Raw genomic sequence first — 20,631 nt, 5'->3', positions numbered from 1 at the left:
CACACTCCGTCGGATAGACCCATCCCACTTCTTTTAGCTGTGCCGGAACAGCAAGGGCTATCGCGTGTTCTCTACTCACACAGGAGTTTCACCCGATGGTTAATAACGAACGCAAGGGACCGTCAGCGGCAGGCACCAAAGCTCCGAAAGTCAACAAGGCCCTCGGAGTGGTGAAACGCAACCGCGACCTGGGCTCTGCGGATGCGTTGGCGATGGAAGAATTGGACGCTCTCAAATCGCAGCTCGCGGTTATCCGGGCCTCAGTCGGAAAAATAGCACCGGTACCTACCCTGGCGCGTTCAATCGCCTCGGAGGCCCGCGAGGAACTTGAAAATCGTGTCGTCGAGCGTCCCTTCGCCGCGGTCGCCATCGCTGCACTGGTGGGTTACGTCTGGGGAATGAAACGGTGACCTCACGAAAAACGTAAACCCGCCGCAGGGGGCCGAGCGACGCAACGATCCATGGCGTGGCCAGATTACGACAATAGCTTTCGCAATTATCGCCCAATCCGCAGGCGCCGCGGAACCAATCCTCCTGTTATGCATTTAAACGAGCTTGTTCATCCGGGTAACCCAAGCATGATATCTGAGACTGTTTCAATTTTAGTCGTCGAGGATGAGGGCCTCATACGGCTGAGTCTCGTCGAAGATCTGGAGGACGCAGGTTTTGTTGTGTTCGAGGCGGGCAACGCGGACGGCGCTCTCAAAATTCTCAATAGTCATCCTGAAATCGAGGCCATTTTCACAGATATCGACATGCCCGGTTCCATGGACGGGCTGGATTTGGCAAAATTTGTACGACAATCGCGTCCCGAGGTCGCGATCCTTCTCACATCGGGCTACCTCAAAATTCCTAGAAACGACCTGCCCGGTAAAATCCCTTTTTTCTCAAAACCCTATGAAGTCGACCGCATCGTCAATCATATCCGTAAGCTGACCATTGGGCGGCGCCGGAAAGTTTGCTTTGCGGCGGCCTTTGCGCCATAAAATCACATGAATTGGGAGACCCAGCGAGCCCGCAACCCGCTGCGGAAGATTGCTCCTCGGGCTCAGCGACAATGGATATTCTATGGCACTGGTGAAGACATCCCAACTTGGGGCAAAACCTTCGGCAAGCAAGGCGGTTACCGCCGTGTCCGCCGCAAATACTGTCAACGAAAAGGTAGCAGCCTCACGCCGATCCCAGGACCGCTCCCGGTTGCGCCAGCAGAAAGCGGCCGAGCGTATCGGAGCCGCGACCGAAGAGCTTGCATCGGGTGTAGCTGAAGCTGCGGCGGCGGCCGAAGAACTGCGTCGTGCCCTCGAACAGATCGCAAGTGCGGCTGAGGAAGCGGCAGGCGCCGCGCACGAGTCTCTCTTAGCCACCACACATCTGTCTTCCAAGTTCTCCGAAGCCCGATCCGAAGCCGAAACTGCTCGCAGGCGCACTGAGGAACTTCAAAGGTCGGTCTTCGAATCTGCCGCGCAGATCGATGCATCGATCTCGGCTATAGACGCCAATGCCTTACGACAGATCGCTTCCGTCGCCGTTATCGACACATTGCAATCTCAGGCCGAAAGTATCGCTGCAACGACTGTCGCGGTCGCCGATATCTCGGATCGCACCAACCTCCTGGCGCTTAACGCGGCGATCGAGGCGGCGCGCGCTGGTGACGAGGGACGCGGTTTCGCCGTCGTGGCGGACGAGGTTCGTTCTTTGGCAGAAATCGCTGAACGAAGCTCGCGCGATGTCAGCCAGCATGCAGAAACGATTATTGATGGCGTTCGTCGGATTGCCGACCGCGTCAAGTCAGCGGCGGCAAAGGCGCAGGAACAGACAGTATCGGCGCGGGCGGTGTCTGAAGAATTGCATGTCATACGCTCCGGCCTGACGGCTGTCTCGGAGAACAGTCAGGTTGTCCTGATCGCTGCGGTGGAGGCCGAGGCTGCAACCCGAGAGGCGCAGAAAGGTGCTGAAGCCGTCGCTGCGGCAGCAGAGGAGCAATCGGCAGCCACCACGGAGGCACAGCGAGCTGTTCAGCAGCAAAGTGCAGCGCTTGAGGAAAGCCAGCAGACCGCTCAGGCTCTGGCAGTCCTCGCTGAAGACCTGATGAATGAGACCAGCCGTGCCACGGCGACAGAGGAACTGAGTTCGGCGGCGGAAGAACTGTCCGCGACCGTGCAGGAGCTTTCCGGTGCGGCCAGCGAAATCCTCATCGCGATCGAGCAGATCAGCCGCGGTGCCGAAGCTCAGGCCGCGGCAACCCTGCAGGCCAACACGGCGATGAACCAGATCGAGAGGAGCGCCTCGCAGACCCGGGAAAGCGCGGATCAGGCGAGCAGGCGTACCGGGGAAATCAAGACGTTTCTTGCCCGGAACAAGACCGGTCTGAACGGGATTGCAACCGGTGTCGCGGAGGCCCTTATCGAAACGCGGGGCGCATTGGCGGACCTGACTACGCTTGGCGACATCGGCTTCCAGATCGAGCGGACGGTGGACCGGATCGTTCTCGTCGCGGTCCAGACCAGCATGTTGGCCGTCAGCGGCTCCGTCGAGGCGGCGAGAGCAGGCGACGCGGGCCGTGGTTTTGCGATCGTCTCGACTGATATCCGCAAACTTGCGCAGGATGCCTCCGAGAACATTGATGGTGTCAAGGACATCATCCGGCAGATCCAACGGCAGATCGTGGCCGTCCAACGGGAACTCGAAGTGATCGTCGTGGCGTCGGAAGCCGAGATCGTCAAAAACAAGCAGATCGTTGACCGCCTTGTGGCTGCGGAAGCGGATGTGGACCTGATGGCGGGCGGCAACGCGTCGATACTGGATGCCACGCAGGCTATCCTCGTCGCGACAAAGCAGGTCCAGGCGGGGACGCAGCAGATCGCCTCAGTCGCGCAGGAAGCAAGCGCCGCCTCGGAACAGGCTGCAACCGCTGCGCGGCAGCAGTCTCGCGGCGCGGAGGATCTGGCCGCTGCTGTCGAGGAAATCGCGTCGCTGGCAGATGAACTCCAAATGTCCGGAAACTGAGGCGATGGCAAGGTCATCCTCTAGTGCGGACGGAGGCGAGCGCCGGCTCGTATTTCGGGTTGGAGACCAAAGCCATGAGATCGATGCGGCCCCTGTGCTGGAAGTCGTGAGAGTTCCCCATATCACCCGGGTTCCGCATGGGCCCCCGGCGCTGACCGGTATCGCCAATTTTCGCGGCAAGCCGGTCCCGGTCCTGTCGATGGGCAAGATCCTGGATGGTGGCCGCGATGTGGCGCGAACCGGCGGCAAGATCATCCTCTACGATCATGGCGGGGCGATCGGTCTTCTTGTCGATGACGTACTCCGCCTTTCGGCCGATGCCAGGGCGACACCCCTCGACGGGTTGAATACCCTGCTGGATGCGGCATTCAAGTTCACGAGGCGTGCGTCGGTCGACCGGACGGCCCATACAGATCATGGCGCCGAAGTGCGGGCGAGCGTCCAACTCACCGCTTTGCTGTCGTTCCGGGTCGCGGGCCAGCTCTATGGTTTGCCGCTGGATGATATCCGCGAGGTCGCCACGCTGGCCGGCGAGATCGCGGTCATCCCGAACGCCGCGACGGCGGTGATCGGTCTTGTGCCGATGCGTGACACTGTTCTGCCGCTGGTATCGCTTGCATCGCTTCTCGGCTTCGACTGTAGCCCTTCGGGCGAAGGTTCCCGCATCATCGTCATCGAGCATGCGGACAATCTGGTGGGTCTCGTCGTGGAGGCCATTGACGTCATTCGTCGCCTGCCTGACGACGCGATCGATACGGTGCCAGCGGTGCTGCAGCGCGGTCGCGGCGATGCGCAGATCGTGGCGATCGGCCGGATTGAGGATGGAGGACTGCTAATCTCCATCCTGGCGCCGGAAAAGCTGTTTGGCCATGATGCCGTCACTCAGGCGATCGGTCAGAGTAAAGGAGCGAGACTGATGGGAGCGACACGTCAGAGGGTAGACAGGTTCGAACAGTTCCTGATCTTCCAGCTTGGTGACGAGAATTACGGGTTGCCGATCGGATCGGTCGACGAAGTCGTCCGGGTTCCGAGTGAGATCACCCGCATGCCCGGCGCGCCCGGCTTCGTGATGGGTGTCATCAATCTTCGCGGCAAGGCCATTCCACTAATCGATCAGCGCACCCGTTTCGACACGCCGGCCTCGGCGCAAACTGCCAAGGCGCGCGCAATTGTCGTGACGCTCGGAGCCCTGCAGGCCGGTTTCGTGGTGGATGGGGTATCGGAAGTGAAGGCCGTTTCCTCGGCCGCGTTGTCGGCGGCTCCGGATTTTTCTTCCGATCAGACGGATGTCTTCGACCGCATCGCCCATATCGAATCCGACGGCCAAATGATCCTGCTGATCGATCCACAGGAGCTTCTCAGCCGCGCGGAGCGGGATGTCGTCGCGGAAATGACCGAAGAAAAGACCGTGGTGGCTGGTCCGTGATTCGTCTTCTCATCGTGGAGGATTCCGCGCTCATGCGGAGACTTCTGGGCCAGATTTTCAGGGCTGAGGGGGACTTTGAAATCGAATTCGCCCGCGATGGCGCCGAGGCCTTGAGGACTATCTCGACCTTCCGGCCCGATGTCGTGACCCTCGATATCCATATGCCGTTGATGGATGGGCTCGCCTGTCTCGATCGCATCATGCTCGAACATCCGTGCCCTGTGGTCATGGTTTCGTCGCTGACAGAAGAAGGCGCGGAGGAAACATTGGCGGCGCTGGAGATCGGCGCGGTCGATTTTATCGCCAAGCCGGGTGGTGCGATTTCGCTCGGAATCGACGAACTGACCCCGCGTCTCGTTGAGAAGGTTCGTATGGCCGCAACGGTACGTATCCGGCGTAGCCGCAGGCTCGCCGAACGTGTTCGTCTGACGCAGACAGTACCGCCGCCCCAAACAGCCTTATCGCGCGGTCGCGGAAGTCCTCCGGCGACGCCGATCCGGGATCCGGCTAAGTCCGGCCTCGTGTTGATCGGGACATCGACCGGCGGTCCGCCGGCGCTCGACGCGGTCCTTGCGCATCTGCCGGCCGGCTTTGGCTGGCCGGTGGTCGTGGCGCAGCACATGCCGGCCTCGTTTACGGGACCGCTCGCCCGGCGCCTGAACAAGATATGCGCCATGACCGTCGGTGAGATCACCCGGCAGACAAAGTTGGAAGCGGGCCATATCTACATAGCCAAAGGGGACGCCGATATCATCATCTCCGCCCGTGCCGGGGCGCTGGTGGCGATGGCGGCCCCGAGCGACCAGACCTACCGATGGCATCCGAGCGTTGACCGGATGGTGCGCTCGGCGATGAAACACATGCCGGCAGCCGAGCTCGTCGGCGTGCTGATGACCGGCATGGGGAATGACGGAGCCGCTGCAATGGCTGATCTCAAGGCTGCCGGTGGCTATACGATTGCCGAGTCCGAGGAGACCGCCGTCGTCTGGGGCATGCCGGGGGAGCTGGTTCGCCTCAACGGTGCGAGCGAAATCAGACGCGTGGATGAAATCGGAGCCTCACTGCTGGATCGGATCTGCTGATGGCGATCCCTCCGGTCAACTCGGGAAATTACGGCGCAGCCCCACTCTCGATGGCTGATCTCGAGGAGATCTGCGCCATCATTTACAAACGCAGCGGCATGGTTTTCGGCGAAACCAAGCGCTACTACATCGAGCGCCGCGTCACCGACCTGATCAACCAGCGGAAGGCCCAATCGGTCAAGAGCTACATTTCCATACTGCGCGGCGACCCGCGCGAGACCGAGCTACTGATCAACAGCTTCACCGTCAACGAAACCTATTTCTATCGGGAACAGCATCAGCTTGCCTGCCTGAGCAATTCGATCCTGCCGGAGATCATCCGCTCGAAAGGGCCGGGCGACCGTATCCGCATCTGGTCTATGCCCTGTTCGAGTGGCGAGGAACCCTATTCGATCGCAATCTGGCTCCTCGAAAACTGGCCTCTGGTCGATGCCTACAATATAGAGATCACCGGATCGGATATCGACACCTCCATCCTGCGTCAGGCGGTCGACGGGTACTACGGGCAGCGATCGCTCTCGAAGCTCTCCAAAGACATCCTTGACCGATATTTCGAAACGGAAAAGGGTCAGCAGCGCCGCATGATTGGAGACCTGAGAGAGTCCGTTACCTTTGCCAAGGGCAATATCGTCGATCGGCAGAGCCTTGCGGCACTTGGGCGTTTCGATGTGATATTCTGCAGGAACCTTCTGATCTATTTCGATGAGACCGCGCGGGAAATCGCGGCGCGCAACATCCATGATCTGCTCTATCCCGGCGGCTACATCTGCTTGGGCCATACGGAATCCATGTCGCGCATTTCGGAGACCTTCGAACCTGTCCGCTTTCCCGATGCCATCGTCTATCGAGAGGCGGGAGACAAATTGAATGGATGAACTGATCGCTCAATTCGCCATCGAGGCGCGCGAACTGGTCCAGCAGGCATCGAAAGATCTCCTGTCGTTAGAGGCAGACCCGCAAAACCGAGAAAGTGCGGAAAGCGCATTTCGGGCGATCCATACCCTCAAGGGATCGGTCGGCCTTTTCGAATTCGGCCCGATGCAGGGCATATTGCATCAGGCGGAAGATCTTTTGTCCCAGGCGCGTGCCGGGAGGATCGTCATCGACACAACGCTCATCGAACCGCTTCTCGCCGTGGTCGAATGGATCGACGACAGCATCGAAGGGATTTCCCGAACGGGTCACCTTTCAGAGGCGCAGGACAAACAGGCTCCGAGGCTTCTCGGGCTCCTCAACGGCAAAATGGCCGAGCGCGAAATCTCCGAAGATGTCGGCTCGACGACGACCATACCCGGCTGGGCACAAGCCCTGCAACAACGGATCGCTGCGTCCGATATCGAAGGGTCGATGATCTGCATTCGCTACGAGCCGCATCCCGAGTGCTTCTTCAACGGCGACGATCCATTAGCAACGATATCGCGGCTGCCGGACCTGAGGCATCTGGCGTTTTCGCTAAAAGAACCCCCGCCGTCGCCGCAGGATTATGATCCGTTCCGCTGCCACCTGCTGATCGAGGCCGTTTCGGGTGGTTCGCTTGCTGAGGCGGAAGCCGTGTTCCGACTGATCCCCGACCAGGTCAATCTTGTTCCCTTACCCCGAACCGCCGACAAGCGGGCGTTCGCAGCGCCGGAAAAGTTACCAGAGCGATCCGCCGATCGCCAATCGACAACGATGCGGGTGGATTCGGCGCGGATCGATAAACTCGTCGAAATTGCCGGGGAACTGATTGCCACCAAGAACGGCCTCGTTCCGCTGGCGGACGAGGCGCGCAACCAGGGCAACGGCCCGCTGGCAAGACGCATCCTTTCCAGCCACCATGAGCTCGAGCGTCTCCTCGGTTCTCTCTACAGCGCCCTTACCCAGGCGCGGATGATCCCGGTCGAACATACATTCCGCCGCTTTCCGCGGCTGGTGCGGGAGACATCGGCAAGACTCGGCAAGGCGCTCGACCTGATCATCGAAGGCGAGACCGTCGAGGCCGATCGGGAAATCGTTGAGAACCTGTTTGAACCATTGTTGCATCTCATTCGAAACGGCCTCGACCATGGCATTGAGCCGGAAGCTGAACGGCTGCGGTTTTCCAAACCTGCGAGGGGCCGCATTCTCCTGCGAGCCCGACAGCGTGGCGACCAAATCGATATCGAGGTCGCGGACGATGGTCGCGGCATGGATCCCAACCACGTCCGGGCCGCAGCGATTGATCGCGGCCTGCTATCGAAAAGCCAGGCTTCGGTTCTCTCCGACAGGGAGATTCTGCAGTTTGTCTTCGTGCCCGGTTTCTCCACGGCGTCGTCGGTCTCCGATCTGTCCGGCCGCGGTGTCGGTCTCGATGCCGTCCAGAATTCCGTAAAAAGGCTTGGCGGAACGCTCGAACTGCAAAGCGCGGTCGGGGTGGGCACGTCTTTCGTTCTGAAGTTGCCGATCAGCTTTTCGATGACTCAGCTGATGGTTGTCGAGGTCGGTGACGAGCGCTATGGCATACCCATCTCGGACGTCATGGAGACGCACAAGCTCCCGACGAGCGCGATTCAGCCGGTTAGGGCGGGTCGAGCATTCGTCCTGCGGGACAGAACGATTCCACTGCTTTATCTCGGCGAGCTGTTGAAAATTCCGTCGTGGCATCCTCGTTCCGGCGATCTCAAAGTTCTTATCGTCCGGACTGGAGAACATCATATCGGGGTTTCGGTCGACGCCATAGCGGAGCGCGTCGAAACCTTGACAAGACCTCTGGTCGGGCTACTGCAAGGCGTACCGGGAATTGCGGGAACGACGCTGCTGGGAGATGGAAGGGTCCTGCTGGTCCTCGACATGGAGGAACTTATACAATGACAGTGAGCCTGAACGGCGACGCAATCATCCTGGCTGGAACTTGCGGTGTGGACGAAGTCGAGACGCTGGTGAACTATCTTGAAGCTCGACCGGATGTCCCGGTGGATATCAACACAGCAACGTCGTTGCACACGGCCCTCTGGCAGGCGTTGATGGTGTTCAAGCCGAAAATGATCGGCGCCCCTGTGTCATCTTTAATGGCGGACAAGCTCCTGCCCGTACTAAACGCCTATATCGACGGATCCCGCAATAAACTTGCGAAGGCTTCGTCATCCAAATAAGGGTATTATCGGGTCGCGGCAGGCAGGTTGCTGCGACCAATCGGAGTAAGAAATGGCGATCACAGTCCTTGTGGTGGACGACAGTAAACTAGCCCGGATCGTTGCGGGCAAAGCGATTGCTGCGTTGCAGACCGAATGGATTCGCGTCGAAGCGGGCAGCACCGCCGAGGCTTTGGATATCGTCGGCTCGCAGCAGATCGATGTCGCGATCCTGGATTTCAACATGCCCGACAGGGATGGGCTTGAACTGGCATCGGAATTGCGCGTCAACCATCCGAATATGCCCATCGCCGTTATCACGGCCAATGTCCAGGACGAAATTGTCGCTAGGGTACGTGCGCTCAACGCAACCTTTGTGCCAAAACCAGTTACGCAGGAGGGCTTAAGCGGCTTTATAGCAGGAGCAGCGCTTCGGCTTAAAAAGGCGGGGGCATGACCGGCAGCACCATAACGCTTGACGAACTTGAGCGCGACGCGCTTACGGAACTCGTCAATATCGGCGTTAGCCGCGCTGCCGCAAGCTTGCGCAAGATGGTCAACAAGCAGGTGGTCCTTTCGGTCCCCTCGGTTGAGATAGTCACGCGCAAGTCTGCGGCTTCGCTGATCGGCCAGCGTGAAAGCGAAAACCTCATTGCCGTCCAGCAGCAATTCGAGGGTCCGTTTTCCGGCCGCGCCCTGTTGATTTTCCCCGAAAGCAACGGATTATCCCTCGTTCGTGCCATTGTCGGTGACGAAATGGGAGAGGCTGAGCTTGTCGAGATGGAAGAAGAGGCGCTTGCAGAGACCGGCAACGTCATCCTGAACGGTTGCCTCGGCTCGATGGCGAACATGCTGCAGCATACGCTGAAAATGTCGCTTCCGGGTGTCCGTCGGGGCGACAGCATCCTGTTGTTCGGGGCTGGGGGGGGTCTCGACGAGGAGAGCTTCGTCCTTTTTCTTTACATCAATTTCTCCGTCCGAGAACGTGATATCCGCGGATACGTCGCGATGATCATGGACCTTCCGTCGCTGGAAAAGCTCAAGCAGCTGATCGCCGGCTTCATCGATCGCGTGATGACAGGAACCGAATAACGTGAGGCAGATGAGTACCGGCGGCAATCATGATTGAAGGTGCCGAAAGCCCGGAAGCGGAATTGGCACGCATGCGTTCCGAACTTGAACTGGCTCAGCGTCGGCTGCAGTTCATGCTGGATGCTGCCGGTGCGACATGCGGGTGGGAATGGGATATCGCCCGGAAACAACTTTTCGCCGACGCCCGGTTTGCGGTGATCACCCAGCAGGATCCCGTTGCGCTCATGGACGGGGTATCGACCGACCATTTCTTCACGTCCATCCATCCCGACGACCTCAAGCGCGTGAAAGTCGCCGTTGCTGGCATTTTAGCCGGCTCCGAAGTGTTTTCCAAGGAATACCGGCTGCTGCGGAGCGACGGGGGGTACCGTTGGGTCCATGCGAGTGGTCGGGCCGTGTTGGACGAGAATGACAAGCCTGTCAAATTCGTCGGCATGCTGGTCGATATTACCGAACAGAAACGCGCCAACGAGCAGTTGCGCATTGCTCAGCTTGCCGGCGGAATCGGCACGTTCGAACATATTGTCGGTTATGGGACCATCAACGTTTCGGAACAGTTCTGCCGGCTTTTTGGCCTGCATCCGACACGTATCTTGCCTGTTCGCACCTTGAATGACCTGATCCATCCCGACGACGATCGGGTCATCGACCTCAGCGATCCGGACGGCATACAGAACGAGCGAAGCACCGAGTTCCGTGTCAGGCGCCCCGACGATGGCCAGGAACGCTGGCTCGCCCGTCGGGGCGAATATGTTGACGATACGGAGTCTAGCGGCCGGCGCTTCATGGGCGTGATCTTCGACATCACCGAAGCCAAACAGACGCACGAAAGTTTGCGGGAGGCAAATCAGGCCCTGTCGGAAATTGCGCGGGAAAGCATGCGGGAAAGAAACCGTGTCTGGAAGAATTCCCGGGATCTTCTCGTGGTGATCGGCACGGATGGCGTGTTCCGCGACGTCAGCCCGGCATGGCTTGATATCCTCGGTCATCATTTGGAAGAGGTTATAGGCCGTCACGTCATCGAGTTCGTGTGGGCCGAGGACCGAGAACAGGTCAAGCCGGACCTCAGAAAGGCAGTCGAAAATACGCATACCGACCTTGAAATTCGCATGATCCGAAAGGATGGGTCTCCCCGCATCGTGTCGTGGATGACGTCCCGCGAGGGCGGCCGCGTCTATGCCTATGGCCGGGATGTCACACTCGAGAAACAGCAGCAGGCAGTTCTTGAAGAGACCGAAGCCCAGTTGAGGCAGGCCCAGAAGATGGAAGCGGTCGGTCAGTTGACGGGGGGCATAGCCCACGACTTCAACAACATGCTGACAGGCGTGATCGGTGCCCTCGCCGTGATTAAGCGGAGGATCGCGGCTAATCGACTGGACGACCTCGACAAGTTCATCGATGCTGCAAGTGCATCTGCAGGCCGTGCAGCAGCTCTGACCCATCGGCTTTTGGCATTCTCCCGACGGCAGTCGCTGGATCGTCAGCCGGTCGATGTGAGGCAACTCATCGGCTCGATGGAGGACCTGTTCCGACGAACGCTTGGTGAGCAAGTGGAACTCCTTATCGATCTGGTGCCCGACACCTGGAGGGCTGTTACCGACGCCAACCAGCTCGAGAGCGCCATTCTCAATCTCGTCATTAACGCCCGGGACGCGATGCCCGATGGTGGCAAGCTGACGATCGAAACAGCCAACGTCGTTTTTACGGAAACGGACCTCGCGCGCGGTGAGACGCTAAAACCCGGAAGCTACGTTGTCTTGGCCGTTAGCGATACAGGCATCGGGATGTCGCAGGCAACCATAGAGAAAGCCTTTGATCCGTTCTTTACGACGAAGCCAATAGGTCAGGGAACCGGTCTCGGGCTGTCGATGATCTATGGGTTCACACAGCAATCGGGGGGCCATGTCCGGATCTACAGCCAGGTCGGCCTCGGGACGACGATCAAGCTCTATTTGCCCGGCAGCCTTGCGGAAATCTCCCCTCAGAACGGAGCTATCGAGATCGACTTCGTGCCCCCCCGGGGCGAGGGGGAAACGGTTCTGGTGGTCGAGGACGACGACTCAGTGCGCGTGTTGGTCGTCGACGTACTCAAGGAGCTCGGATATCGCGTGATCGAAGCGGTCGACGGCACCGAGGCTCTTCCCATCATCGAGGGGACAAGCCGAATCGATCTGCTGATCTCCGACGTTGGCCTGCCGGGACTAAACGGCCGCCAACTTGCGGAGATCGCCATGAACGTCCGTCCTGCGTTGAAAGTTCTTTTCATCACGGGATATGCAGCAATGGCGGCGTCGCGTGCCGATTTTCTTGCGCCTGGGATGGAAATGATTTCCAAGCCCTTCGCAATCGACGATCTCGCTCAAAAGGTGAGAGAAATTGTGGCTGGGTCGTCGTGAAGACCGTCGAGCCGTGGCCAGCGGTGCCGGCGCAGGCCACGGATAAATCTGCTGCGTCGTGGTTATGTTCGAAATCTCGGCAAGCGCCACAAGCGCATCAGTTCTGCTGGAGCTGAGATTTCTGCTGGAATCACAAAAGGGTCTCCCGATAGTCGCGACGTGGAGGTAGTGCGCTTCTTAATTGGCAGTCCGTGGCCCATGTTGCTGATTGAATAAAGCGCCACCTTCATCTTGCCTGCCACCTTCCATGACTGCAGACTGCCCCAAGGCTTTTCCTCCAAACTACCGCTGTCTTTATCCATGCCTCGGACTTCAAGCCACTGCGCAACACAGGCCAACGCATTTGCGGGATTGACAATCCTGTCGTCCCTTCCCTGCCATACGGTTATTGCGGGCCACGACCTGGCTTCTGTGGAGAGCTCTGTGACGGGTTTTCCCCATCCGCCGGCTGGCGGGGTTCCACCCGTCTTCATCGCGCGGAGGGCGGACATCGCATCGCGAGCAGATCCGAACGGCATGCCAACGATAATCGCGGCGCCGGCGAAGAGCTCCGGATAGTTCGCAACGAGCGCGCCCGTCATCGCCCCGCCGGCGGACAGCCCCGCGACGAAGATCCTCGAACGATCTATCCGATGTCGCTCGCATGCGTGCTCGACCATCTGCTTGACGGAAAGCACCTCGCCGCGGTCTCGGGCGACGGCGCTCGGCCTGAACCAGTTGAAGCATCGTTGTGCATTGTTGGCCCTCCTCTGCTCTGGATAAAGGAGAACAAAACCTCGCTCTTTGGCGAGTATGGAGAAGTCGGTTGCGGCATCTAGGCTTTCGGGAGACTGACCGCAGCCATGAAGCAGCACGACGAGTGCAGGGTTCTTCGGCAGCCGGGTCGGCGGCACGAAAGATTTCATGACCAGGCGGCCCGGATTGCTTCCGAACGTGGTCGTCTCGACCAAAAGCTGTTTCGCAAGCCGCGACGTTAACTTCGTACGTTTCGGTTTGCTTCGCGGCGCTTTGAGAGCCTTCTCGACCAGCCTGCTGATTTTCTTCTGGGCTTTAAAAACCGCTGATAGCGATTTGCCGAAACTAAACTTCATACGCCCACGGTCTCAAGCCGCGACGAAAGCGTCCGCAGACCCGGCTGCGCGGCGTCGCAGACAGCGTCCTTCAACAGGAACCACTGGGTCTTCCGGATGCCTTTCTCCGGAAACTTGCCGGCGACCTTGGTTACCTTCAGGAGATGAACCGCGACGTTGTAATGGTTTGTGCCGGTCTGCTTCTGATAGGTGAAGCTGCCCAACGGCGTGTTGTCGATGACACCCATGATGCCGGCCTCCTCGAACGCCTCTCTCAACGCAGCGCGCCGCTATGTTCGCGGCTCTCGATATGTCCTTTCGGGGGTCCCCATCGGCCGCCGCGACGGCTGCCGAGCAGGAGCACTTCAAGATGTCCCTCCCCGTCCCGCCGGTAGCAGAGCGCGCCCACTTGCGCTACGCCGGGACTAACGACCTCGTTGGAGACCTCGTTCTGTGCAGCTTCGTGCATAGGCTCTCCCATTTTAAGCTATCGCAAATTAGCGCTGTAACACTGGTCAGTCGGTCCATCGCCTTACGGGTGAAACGCATAGACATCTCGCATCTTTCGGCGTTGATGATCGTCTAATCAATCGTGATCAAGGCAGATCTTGCTAGGCAAGCCCTGGGGGCCCATTAGGTTCCGACCTGTTTGCAGAATTGCCGGTTTCCCTGACATAGTCGTCGTCGGAGGAATCATGTTCAATCTGCACGGCGACAGCAGCGGATGCAATGCCCCGGAAGCCAAGTTCGGATGAACGTCGTTCGGTAGGCCTGGATCGTTCGGGCATTGGCGATGTCGTGCCAGCGCGCATGCGGAATATGAGCAAGCCTGTGTTCCCCGACGGGCCAGTGTCTCTTGTTCGTCCAGTTGCACCAGGGTCCGGACAGTGATCATCCTTCCAGGCTTAGCTCAGCCGTCCCCCTGCCGCATTGACGCGCTCTGGCGTCCTCTGATCGCTTCTATTATCGCTGCGGCAAGCGCTTGTTCGGAAACGGGTTTGCGGACGACCGGGATGTCTGAAAATCCGTTGGGAATGCTGATGCCGTCGCGATAACCCGTGGCGAAGACATACGGAATGTCTCGCCGATCGAGTTCCCGCGCCACTTTCTCCGAAGTCGAGCCTCCTAGATTGAGGTCGAGGACCGCGCATTCGAGTTCTTGCTCGGAAATCAGCTCGAGGGCGGTGTCAACGCTCGGCGCGACCGCGATCGCATCGGCGCCAAGCGATTTCAGGAGTTCCTCCGTATCCATCGCAATCAGCGACTGGTCCTCGACGAGCAGGACCCGAAGGCCATCCAAAGGACGGTCGAGGGCAGCTAAGGCCTCTTCGGGGTCATGTCGGCCGTCCGCGACGGCGCGAAGATGATGGGAAGGAACCACGATCTGGGCCCTTAGGCCTTCTCTGGCAAAATCGATGTCAACCGTCCCGCCGAGGTCATGCGCCACCGTCTTTTCGATGAGGTTGGATCCGAACCCCCGCCTTGTCGGTGGCCTTACCTCCGGGCCTCCGCTTTCGACCCAGTCGAGACGGCAGTCGCCGTTGTCAGCCGCCGTCCAAGAGATGTCCAGCCTGCCCGAAGGTACGGAGAGACTGCCGTATTTTGCGGCATTGGTCATCATTTCGTGAAGCAGAAGGGCAAACACGCCGAAGGCGCGCTCGGTGAGCCCGATCGGGCCTCCCACGATTTTGATCCGGTCCGGCATTTTGCTGAATCGGTGCATCCCGGCCTCCGCGTCGATCAGCCCGCGTAGCTCGCCGCCCTCGGTTCCCGAGAAAGACTGATCGTGGGCGTAGGACAGAGCGCGGAGTCGGCCTTCGAAGGACCTCGCGTAGTCGTCCACCGATTCCGCGTTGGCTCCGGTCTGAGTGGCGATCGATTTTACCAGTGCGAGGATATTCTTGACGCGGTGGTTCAGCTCCGAATTCAGTAGCTTGCGCTGGTTCTCGTTCTTTTCCCGCTGTTCCTCGGTCGCGTCGTTGTGCGACAGCATCACGTCCCTGACGTAACCCCTGATAGCATCGGCCACGACCATGTCAGCGTTCGTCCACGGAAGGGACCTGTGTCGGACATCCTCGCGCCAGGTGTTGAAACTGCCACGAGGCGTCAGACGGCGCCCGGCCTCCGTTACCTCCTCGTTTTTTGCCGGCTCGCCCGCCCATTCGATCTGGTGCGCTTCCTCGCTGCGGAAGAAAATCAGGAAGTCCGGGGATGAAACGGAGATTGGTATTGCAAGAAGGCCGGCAACCCGGGTTCCATATTCCCCGAGGTCACCGGTCTCAGCCTGAAGGTCTTGGGTCTCCCAGATGTAGCGCCCCGCCTTTCGCTCCACCGTCTCCATGAGTCGCGGGACAGCTGTTTGTGACGGGGCGACGCCATAGGCCCACCATTGCCCGCGTGACCATAGCCCTGCGCCGTCGCTTGCAATCAACGAAGAGAACTCGCGAAGCCTCGTTTGTAATGTGATTTCGACAGGGTCGTTAGGGTTGACCCCCGCGATGATGGCGTCCAGGCGGCTGCGCGTGGCCACCGCCGCCGACTTCTGTTCACGGTGCTCGATAGCGGCGACATGGAGGGAGAAGTACTGCGCAAAGAGTTCGGTCGCTACGCGCATGGGGATCGAGAGCCACTTTGGGGTATTGTGATGGCAGGCGATGAGGCCCCAGAGCTCTCCGTCTACTACGATCGATATCGACATGGATGCGGCAACGCCCATGTTACGCAGATACTCGCAGTGGATCGGAGATACGCTGCGAAGATGCGCATGCGAGAGATCGACTGGTGGCTCTCCATCGGAAATGTTTGGGATAAGCGGGACGGGCACAAACGAGGCGTCGCCTATCACCCGGACCCAGTTCTTGACATAGAGCTTTCGGGCCTGCGCCGGAATGTCGGAGACGGGGAAGTGCTGACCGAAGAAGCTGTTCAGCGACGGTTCCCGGGCCTCCGCTATTACGCGGCCCGCACCGTTGTGCAGGAAGCGGTACACCATGACGCGGTCGTAACCGAGCATCGCCCGCAAGAGACGCGCAACCCCGTTGAAGAGCGGATCGAATTCCTTGTAGACGTCTACGCGGCGCACCAGGGACTGAGTAAGGTGCAGCGCAACTTCCGTGTCATCCACCGACGCTGGCTGCTCGAACTCGAGGAACGTGCGGCCTTCGTACCGATGGGCGGTGATGTCTGCGACATTCTGCCCCCCGCCTACTGTGGCCTTGAGTACGACGCCGGCTATATGACCGGATCCGGCGCGGGCTACGGCGTTCGCGATGTCGTGCGCGAGGGTGCTGCCGACGACATCGGCGAGTTCTGCTCCGAGATAGTCGCGGTTGGTTTCGCCGAGGAATCGATCAATGTTCTCCGACACGAAAGAAACCAGGCCCTCCCCGTTTATGACGATCATCGCCCCGTGTGGCTGGATGCTTCCCGGAATGTGGATCGGCTCTCGATCGCAGTTCGTCAGATCGACTTTTGACCTATCGTAACTCAAGGTAGACATCTCGCTTTCTCAAGAAGTTGGGCATGCCGTGTTTGCCATGGCGTTGGCGGCAGGGTGACCGCGTGAGGCGCTTAACGCGAAACGGGAATAAATGCGGACGTACAGGCAAGCGTAGAAGGGCAACAGATCGGCACGACGGCGAAAACGCGCCCTCTTTAGAAATGTTCCAACTCATGAATCGCCGATGATCTCTTCCACCCGACGGGCTAGCGCTTCGCCGGTAAATGGCTTTGTCATCACTTGCATCCCTTTTTCGAGATGACCGTGGTTTAGGACGGCGTTCTCCGCATACCCTGTGATGAAAAGCACATTCAACTCCGGCCGCTCCCCTCGTGCAGCGTCGGCGAGCTGGCGGCCGTTCATCCCGTTCGGCAGGCCGACATCGGTGATCAGGAGGTCGATATCGTTTCGACCGTGCAGCAGTCTAAGAGCAGTAGGCCCGTCGCCCGCTTCGATGATTCCGTACCCCAGCTCTTCCAGGATCTCGACGGCCACCATCCGCACGAGGGGTTCGTCGTCGACGACCATGATGGTGCGGTTCTCTGGTGCGCGCGGAGCTTCCGAAGCGTCTGCCGTCTCTTCTTCCGTGACCGCATCCAAGTGATGCCTAGGAAGGTAAATGGTGACCGTCGTCCCTTGCCCGATATCGGAGTCGATGCGGACGCTGCCACCCGACTGACCCGCGAAGCCATAGACCATGGAAAGTCCGAGGCCCGTACCCTGGCCAGTGGGCTTCGTCGTATAGAAGGGATCGAATGCCCGGGCTATGATCTCGGGTGGCATACCCGTCCCCGTGTCCCTCACGCCTAGGGAAACATATTGCCCTGGCGACAGTCCCCGGTCCTTTCCAGCACGCGCATCGAGCCAGTGGTTCTCCGTTTCGATCGTGAGCTTGCCGCCGTCGGGCATGGCGTCACGGGCGTTTATGCACAGATTCAACAGCGCATTTTCGAGCTGGCCGACATCTGCGAAAGTCGACCACAGGCCGCTTGCTGCGATGGTGCTGATTTCGATCGCCGGGCCTACGCTGCGAGTGATAAGGTCATGCATGCCTGATACCAGTCGCTTTATGTCCACGGGCTTAGGATCGAGTGTTTGCCTGCGTGAGAAGGCGAGGAGCCGCTGGGTCAAGCCGGCCGCCCGTTTCACTGCGGACTGCGCTCCGTTGAGGTAGCGCTCCAGGTCAGCGATCCGACCTTGGGCCAGACGCGTGTTCATTAGCTCGAGACTGCCGCCGATTCCGGCCAGAATATTGTTGAAGTCGTGTGCCAGCCCTCCGGTGAGCTGGCCGACGGCCTCCATCTTTTGCGCGTGGAGCAAGGCCTCCTCGGCCTGAACCAGTGCTGCGGTCCGGTCCTCGACCCTTGCCTCGAGGTGCGCGTTGAGCTCGGCCAGGGCCGTCGCTGTTTCGCGTAGAGCGGCCTCCGATCGGACCCGCCGGATGTGGGCCCAGGAACGCTCCGTCACTTCCCGGATCAAGGCGAGCTCCTCGCCCGACCAGACGCGCGGCACCTTGTCGTGGATTGCCATCAACGCCGTCAGCCTGCCTTCCAGTATCAATGGCATGCAAATAGTGGCTGCAATGCCGATTGCCTGGAAGGTCTTGGCTTCTTCGGGGGCGAGCTCGGAAAGGTTGTCGTTCACCACCAGAGGTAAGCCGCGGCTGAGGTTTGACACCGCGAGTTTTCCGAAGTCGGCGAGACTGTAGTGACCGACGATCGACGGTAACCCTGCCGCGGCCCAGTCCCCTCGGATCGTAAACCCGTCTTCGTCCTCGTCCATATCCGCATAGGCGCAGTTTGAGAGGCACAGGTACTCTCCGACCATCCGGGTCGTGATGGCGAGGATCGCATCCGCGTCCGTGCTTTTTCCGGTTTCCCGCGCAAGATCATCGAGGAAACGAAGGCGGGCCTCCGACTGCCTGATCGCAATGTCGGCGAGAGTGCGCTCGGTAACATCCACGCCAGAGACGAAGATGTTCGTCACCCTCCCGGTTCTGTCCTTGATAGGCTGGTAGACAAAATCAACGTATCGCGTGCGCGGCTTTTGTTCTGGACCGCCGGCATCAAAGCGGGCTGCCGTCGCGGAATACGGCTCGCCTGTCAGCCTCACACGGTCCAAGATATCGAGAAAACCCTGCTCGAGCGCCTCGGGGATACCTGATCGAACGGGCTTGCCGATAACGTCTCGCCGGCCGATCAGGTCGAGGTAGGCGGGATTGGCATGCTCGATCACATGTTCTGGGCCCGACAGCATCGCCATGAAGCCCGGAGCATTTTCGAACATTTGACGATAGCGTTCGCTCTCGGAGCGCAGCTTCTCGCGCCCACGAACGGTTTCAGTCGTCTCGATGACGGTGTCTATCATCCCGACGACGGCTCCGCTCTCGTCGTGGATGGGACTATAACAGAACGTAAAATAGGCGGTCTCGGTCTGACCATGCCGCGTCGTCTCGAGGGGAAAGTCTTCATGGTAAACCGCTTCCCCCGACATCGCTTTCTGTGCAATCGGCCTGAGGTCCTCCCAGTTTTCACTCCAGCTCACGCACAGGGGGTTGCCAAGAGCTTCTTCCTTCGCTCCGAGCATCGGGAGATAGCCGTCATTGTAGATGGCGATCAGATCCGTCCCCCAGAAAAGACACTGGGGAAATTTAGAAGCCACCATTGCGTCGACGGTGATCCTGAGAGCGACGGGCCATGTTGCGATATGGCCGAGCGGTGTCGCCTCCCAACGGAACGACCTGATCTTCTCGGCCATTACTCCAGTAGAGGAAGGAAAAGTGTCGTTTGCCATGGAATCCGCAGGTGCGAGGAATTTCCACAATACATAGGCGCACGCCCTCTGATGTGAAGTGGTCCGACGCGCTAGGCCGGTACAAGCTCGGATGCGCGGCCTTGTTGTATTGGGGCATTGACCTCCGGGGGCATGACAAACGAACATGTCGATTGGAAATTCTTAAATGAGATAGTTCTCGTTGACACCCCAAAGAGACTTCGTACGTGCGGTCAGCAAAGGGGGGCTTTACCGTGCCGGAAGCGAACGGGTGGTGCGGATGTCGAGCTTTCGTCGTGCAACACCGCTTGGCTGCCGTCGTGCCTACTGCATCGGAACATACGTCGACGAAACCCGTTGAGCCGTGGTCAGACGGAGGAACATCATGACCACCTCAAAATCTTCTACGGTACAAGCGCTTCCGGCCGCTGCCCCCGAGCCTGCCTCGTTCGATTCCGCGGCGTTAAGTGTCGCCGACACCCAGTCTGACGCACCCCTTGTGGATCTTGCACTTGCGTCGATCGGTGAAAGGCCCTTTCGAGTGGGGGCCTCGACCTCACCGGCCGAGGAGATTAGCGCGCTTCGGGCCGAGGTCGGGCGCCTAAGCGAGAGCGCGGCAGAAATAGGCAGTGCATCATTGCGGATTGCAACAGCGCAGGCGGCAAACCTGCTCGAAGATGCGCGCGGCCGAATCTCAGATCGCCCACTAGCCGCGGTCGGAGTGGCAGCCCTGACCGGATTCATCTTGGGCCTGATCCGCGCCCGCTGAAAGGCGGTCCATCAATATGTCGGCGGCTATCTCGAGCAACATCAGGAGGAAGCAAGATGTTCGGGTGTTCACACGGGATATTCTCAATCAACGAGCTCAACGTGATGCGCGAAGCACACGTCAACTGGTGCGCCGGGCGCTCGATCCGTCCAGCGTTCTCGGTCAGGACGTGGTCAAGCTGATCATCAACGCCTACCGCACCGGCAAAACAAGTCAGGAAGAACTTTTCGCAGCTTGCGACGACTTCGTTTCGCAGTGCGAATCCCATGTTCAGCTTGGCGCATCCGCTATTGAAACGGCCGAATACTCAGCATCCGATCGACAAGCGCTGGAAGCGGCCCCTGGCCAAGGTTAACACGTGGAGGGGAGACAGGGCAGCTAGATTTTCGTCTCAGCTTGCCCTGCATTGCTATCGCGCCAGCAAGGGTCC

18 protein-coding genes are annotated in these 20,631 nt (G+C 59.5%); 13 read left to right on the top strand and 5 right to left on the bottom strand.

Features of this window, described 5'->3' with window-relative positions; genetic code table 11:
• Positions 1–95: 95 nt before the first annotated feature.
• The 11 genes from PMI07_RS17075 (at position 96) to PMI07_RS17025 (ending at position 12,091) form a co-directional block, all read left to right on the top strand.
• Complete coding sequence (locus tag PMI07_RS17075; protein ID WP_007755328.1) at positions 96–410, top strand: hypothetical protein; 315 nt, start codon at positions 96–98, stop codon at positions 408–410.
• Positions 411–461: 51 nt separating this feature from the next.
• Complete coding sequence (locus PMI07_RS17070) at positions 462–986, top strand: response regulator (RefSeq protein WP_245277178.1); 525 nt, start codon at positions 462–464, stop codon at positions 984–986.
• 82 nt (positions 987–1,068) lie between these two features.
• Complete coding sequence (locus tag PMI07_RS17065) at positions 1,069–3,006, top strand: methyl-accepting chemotaxis protein (protein WP_007755331.1); 1,938 nt, start codon at positions 1,069–1,071, stop codon at positions 3,004–3,006.
• Positions 3,007–3,010: 4 nt separating this feature from the next.
• Entirely contained in the window at positions 3,011–4,432 is a 1,422-nt protein-coding gene (locus PMI07_RS17060) for a chemotaxis protein CheW (RefSeq protein WP_007755334.1), read from the top strand.
• Entirely contained in the window at positions 4,429–5,514 is a 1,086-nt protein-coding gene (cheB, locus tag PMI07_RS17055; protein ID WP_007755336.1) for a chemotaxis-specific protein-glutamate methyltransferase CheB, read from the top strand. The genes PMI07_RS17060 and cheB overlap by 4 nt, the downstream gene beginning before the upstream one ends.
• Positions 5,514–6,389, top strand: a complete 876-nt coding sequence (locus tag PMI07_RS17050; RefSeq protein WP_007755337.1) for a protein-glutamate O-methyltransferase CheR — start codon at positions 5,514–5,516, stop codon at positions 6,387–6,389. The genes cheB and PMI07_RS17050 overlap by 1 nt, the downstream gene beginning before the upstream one ends.
• Positions 6,382–8,343 (top strand): chemotaxis protein CheA, encoded by a 1,962-nt coding sequence (locus PMI07_RS17045; RefSeq protein ID WP_007755339.1) that lies wholly within the window; start codon positions 6,382–6,384, stop codon positions 8,341–8,343. The genes PMI07_RS17050 and PMI07_RS17045 overlap by 8 nt, the downstream gene beginning before the upstream one ends.
• Positions 8,340–8,624, top strand: a complete 285-nt coding sequence (locus tag PMI07_RS17040; protein WP_007755340.1) for a hypothetical protein — start codon at positions 8,340–8,342, stop codon at positions 8,622–8,624. Before PMI07_RS17045 ends, PMI07_RS17040 begins: the two co-directional genes overlap by 4 nt.
• A 52-nt stretch (positions 8,625–8,676) precedes the next feature.
• On the top strand, positions 8,677–9,060 hold the full coding sequence (locus PMI07_RS17035) for a response regulator (RefSeq protein ID WP_007755343.1): 384 nt from the start codon (positions 8,677–8,679) through the stop codon (positions 9,058–9,060).
• Positions 9,057–9,695, top strand: coding sequence for a chemotaxis protein CheX (locus PMI07_RS17030; RefSeq protein WP_007755345.1), 639 nt, complete (start codon positions 9,057–9,059; stop codon positions 9,693–9,695). Before PMI07_RS17035 ends, PMI07_RS17030 begins: the two co-directional genes overlap by 4 nt.
• A gap of 29 nt (positions 9,696–9,724) precedes the next feature.
• A complete protein-coding gene (locus tag PMI07_RS17025; protein WP_007755348.1) occupies positions 9,725–12,091 on the top strand; it encodes a PAS domain-containing hybrid sensor histidine kinase/response regulator in 2,367 nt (788 codons plus the stop codon).
• Between the two features lie 62 nt (positions 12,092–12,153).
• Here PMI07_RS17025 and PMI07_RS17020 read toward each other — a convergent pair whose 3' ends face one another.
• The 5 genes from PMI07_RS17020 to PMI07_RS17005 all read right to left on the bottom strand — a co-directional run bounded on the left by PMI07_RS17020 (position 12,154) and on the right by PMI07_RS17005 (position 19,417).
• A complete protein-coding gene (locus tag PMI07_RS17020; protein WP_007755352.1) occupies positions 12,154–13,182 on the bottom strand; it encodes a PHB depolymerase family esterase in 1,029 nt (342 codons plus the stop codon).
• Positions 13,179–13,409, bottom strand: a complete 231-nt coding sequence (locus PMI07_RS35750) for a hypothetical protein (RefSeq protein ID WP_007755355.1) — start codon at positions 13,407–13,409, stop codon at positions 13,179–13,181. The genes PMI07_RS17020 and PMI07_RS35750 overlap by 4 nt, the downstream gene beginning before the upstream one ends.
• Before the next feature lie 26 nt (positions 13,410–13,435).
• Complete coding sequence (locus PMI07_RS35745) at positions 13,436–13,630, bottom strand: hypothetical protein (protein WP_007755358.1); 195 nt, start codon at positions 13,628–13,630, stop codon at positions 13,436–13,438.
• Between the two features lie 441 nt (positions 13,631–14,071).
• Positions 14,072–16,660, bottom strand: coding sequence for an HWE histidine kinase domain-containing protein (locus PMI07_RS17010; RefSeq protein WP_007755361.1), 2,589 nt, complete (start codon positions 16,658–16,660; stop codon positions 14,072–14,074).
• A gap of 171 nt (positions 16,661–16,831) precedes the next feature.
• The gene (locus PMI07_RS17005) at positions 16,832–19,417 is read right to left on the bottom strand and encodes an ATP-binding protein (RefSeq protein ID WP_007755365.1); all 2,586 of its coding nucleotides are present in this window, start codon (positions 19,415–19,417) and stop codon (positions 16,832–16,834) included.
• Positions 19,418–19,817: 400 nt separating this feature from the next.
• Here PMI07_RS17005 and PMI07_RS33695 point away from each other — a divergent pair, with 400 nt between their 5' ends.
• Positions 19,818–20,201 carry a hypothetical protein gene (locus PMI07_RS33695; protein WP_007755369.1) on the top strand — a complete coding sequence of 128 codons (384 nt, stop codon included), beginning with the start codon at positions 19,818–19,820 and terminating at the stop codon, positions 20,199–20,201.
• A 16-nt stretch (positions 20,202–20,217) separates the two neighbouring features.
• Positions 20,218–20,556, top strand: a complete 339-nt coding sequence (locus PMI07_RS16995) for a hypothetical protein (protein WP_155956546.1) — start codon at positions 20,218–20,220, stop codon at positions 20,554–20,556.
• Positions 20,557–20,631 lie beyond the last annotated feature (75 nt).

Source organism: Rhizobium sp. CF080, assembly GCF_000282095.2.
Taxonomy (GTDB): Bacteria; Pseudomonadota; Alphaproteobacteria; order Rhizobiales; family Rhizobiaceae; genus Neorhizobium.
Note: the sequence above shows the minus strand (reverse complement) of the source record. Positions and strands in the feature narration are given on the sequence as shown.

Bases quoted from the DNA above. Each gene is read 5' to 3' on its own strand.
- PMI07_RS17050 (WP_007755337.1), top strand. From the start codon at position 5,514: ATGGCGATCCCTCCGGTCAACTCGGGAAATTACGGCGCAGCCCCACTC.
- PMI07_RS35750 (WP_007755355.1), bottom strand. From the start codon at position 13,409: ATGGGTGTCATCGACAACACGCCGTTGGGCAGCTTCACCTATCAGAAG.
- PMI07_RS17045 (WP_007755339.1), top strand. From the start codon at position 6,382: ATGGATGAACTGATCGCTCAATTCGCCATCGAGGCGCGCGAACTGGTC.
- PMI07_RS17065 (WP_007755331.1), top strand. From the start codon at position 1,069: ATGGCACTGGTGAAGACATCCCAACTTGGGGCAAAACCTTCGGCAAGC.
- PMI07_RS17070 (WP_245277178.1), top strand. From the start codon at position 462: ATGGCGTGGCCAGATTACGACAATAGCTTTCGCAATTATCGCCCAATC.
- PMI07_RS35745 (WP_007755358.1), bottom strand. From the start codon at position 13,630: ATGCACGAAGCTGCACAGAACGAGGTCTCCAACGAGGTCGTTAGTCCC.
- PMI07_RS17040 (WP_007755340.1), top strand. From the start codon at position 8,340: ATGACAGTGAGCCTGAACGGCGACGCAATCATCCTGGCTGGAACTTGC.
- PMI07_RS17005 (WP_007755365.1), bottom strand. From the start codon at position 19,417: ATGGCCGAGAAGATCAGGTCGTTCCGTTGGGAGGCGACACCGCTCGGC.
- PMI07_RS17035 (WP_007755343.1), top strand. From the start codon at position 8,677: ATGGCGATCACAGTCCTTGTGGTGGACGACAGTAAACTAGCCCGGATC.
- PMI07_RS33695 (WP_007755369.1), top strand. From the start codon at position 19,818: ATGACCACCTCAAAATCTTCTACGGTACAAGCGCTTCCGGCCGCTGCC.
- PMI07_RS17075 (WP_007755328.1), top strand. From the start codon at position 96: ATGGTTAATAACGAACGCAAGGGACCGTCAGCGGCAGGCACCAAAGCT.
- PMI07_RS17060 (WP_007755334.1), top strand. From the start codon at position 3,011: ATGGCAAGGTCATCCTCTAGTGCGGACGGAGGCGAGCGCCGGCTCGTA.
- PMI07_RS17030 (WP_007755345.1), top strand. From the start codon at position 9,057: ATGACCGGCAGCACCATAACGCTTGACGAACTTGAGCGCGACGCGCTT.
- PMI07_RS17020 (WP_007755352.1), bottom strand. From the start codon at position 13,182: ATGAAGTTTAGTTTCGGCAAATCGCTATCAGCGGTTTTTAAAGCCCAG.
- PMI07_RS17025 (WP_007755348.1), top strand. From the start codon at position 9,725: ATGATTGAAGGTGCCGAAAGCCCGGAAGCGGAATTGGCACGCATGCGT.
- PMI07_RS17010 (WP_007755361.1), bottom strand. From the start codon at position 16,660: ATGTCTACCTTGAGTTACGATAGGTCAAAAGTCGATCTGACGAACTGC.
- PMI07_RS16995 (WP_155956546.1), top strand. From the start codon at position 20,218: ATGTCGGCGGCTATCTCGAGCAACATCAGGAGGAAGCAAGATGTTCGG.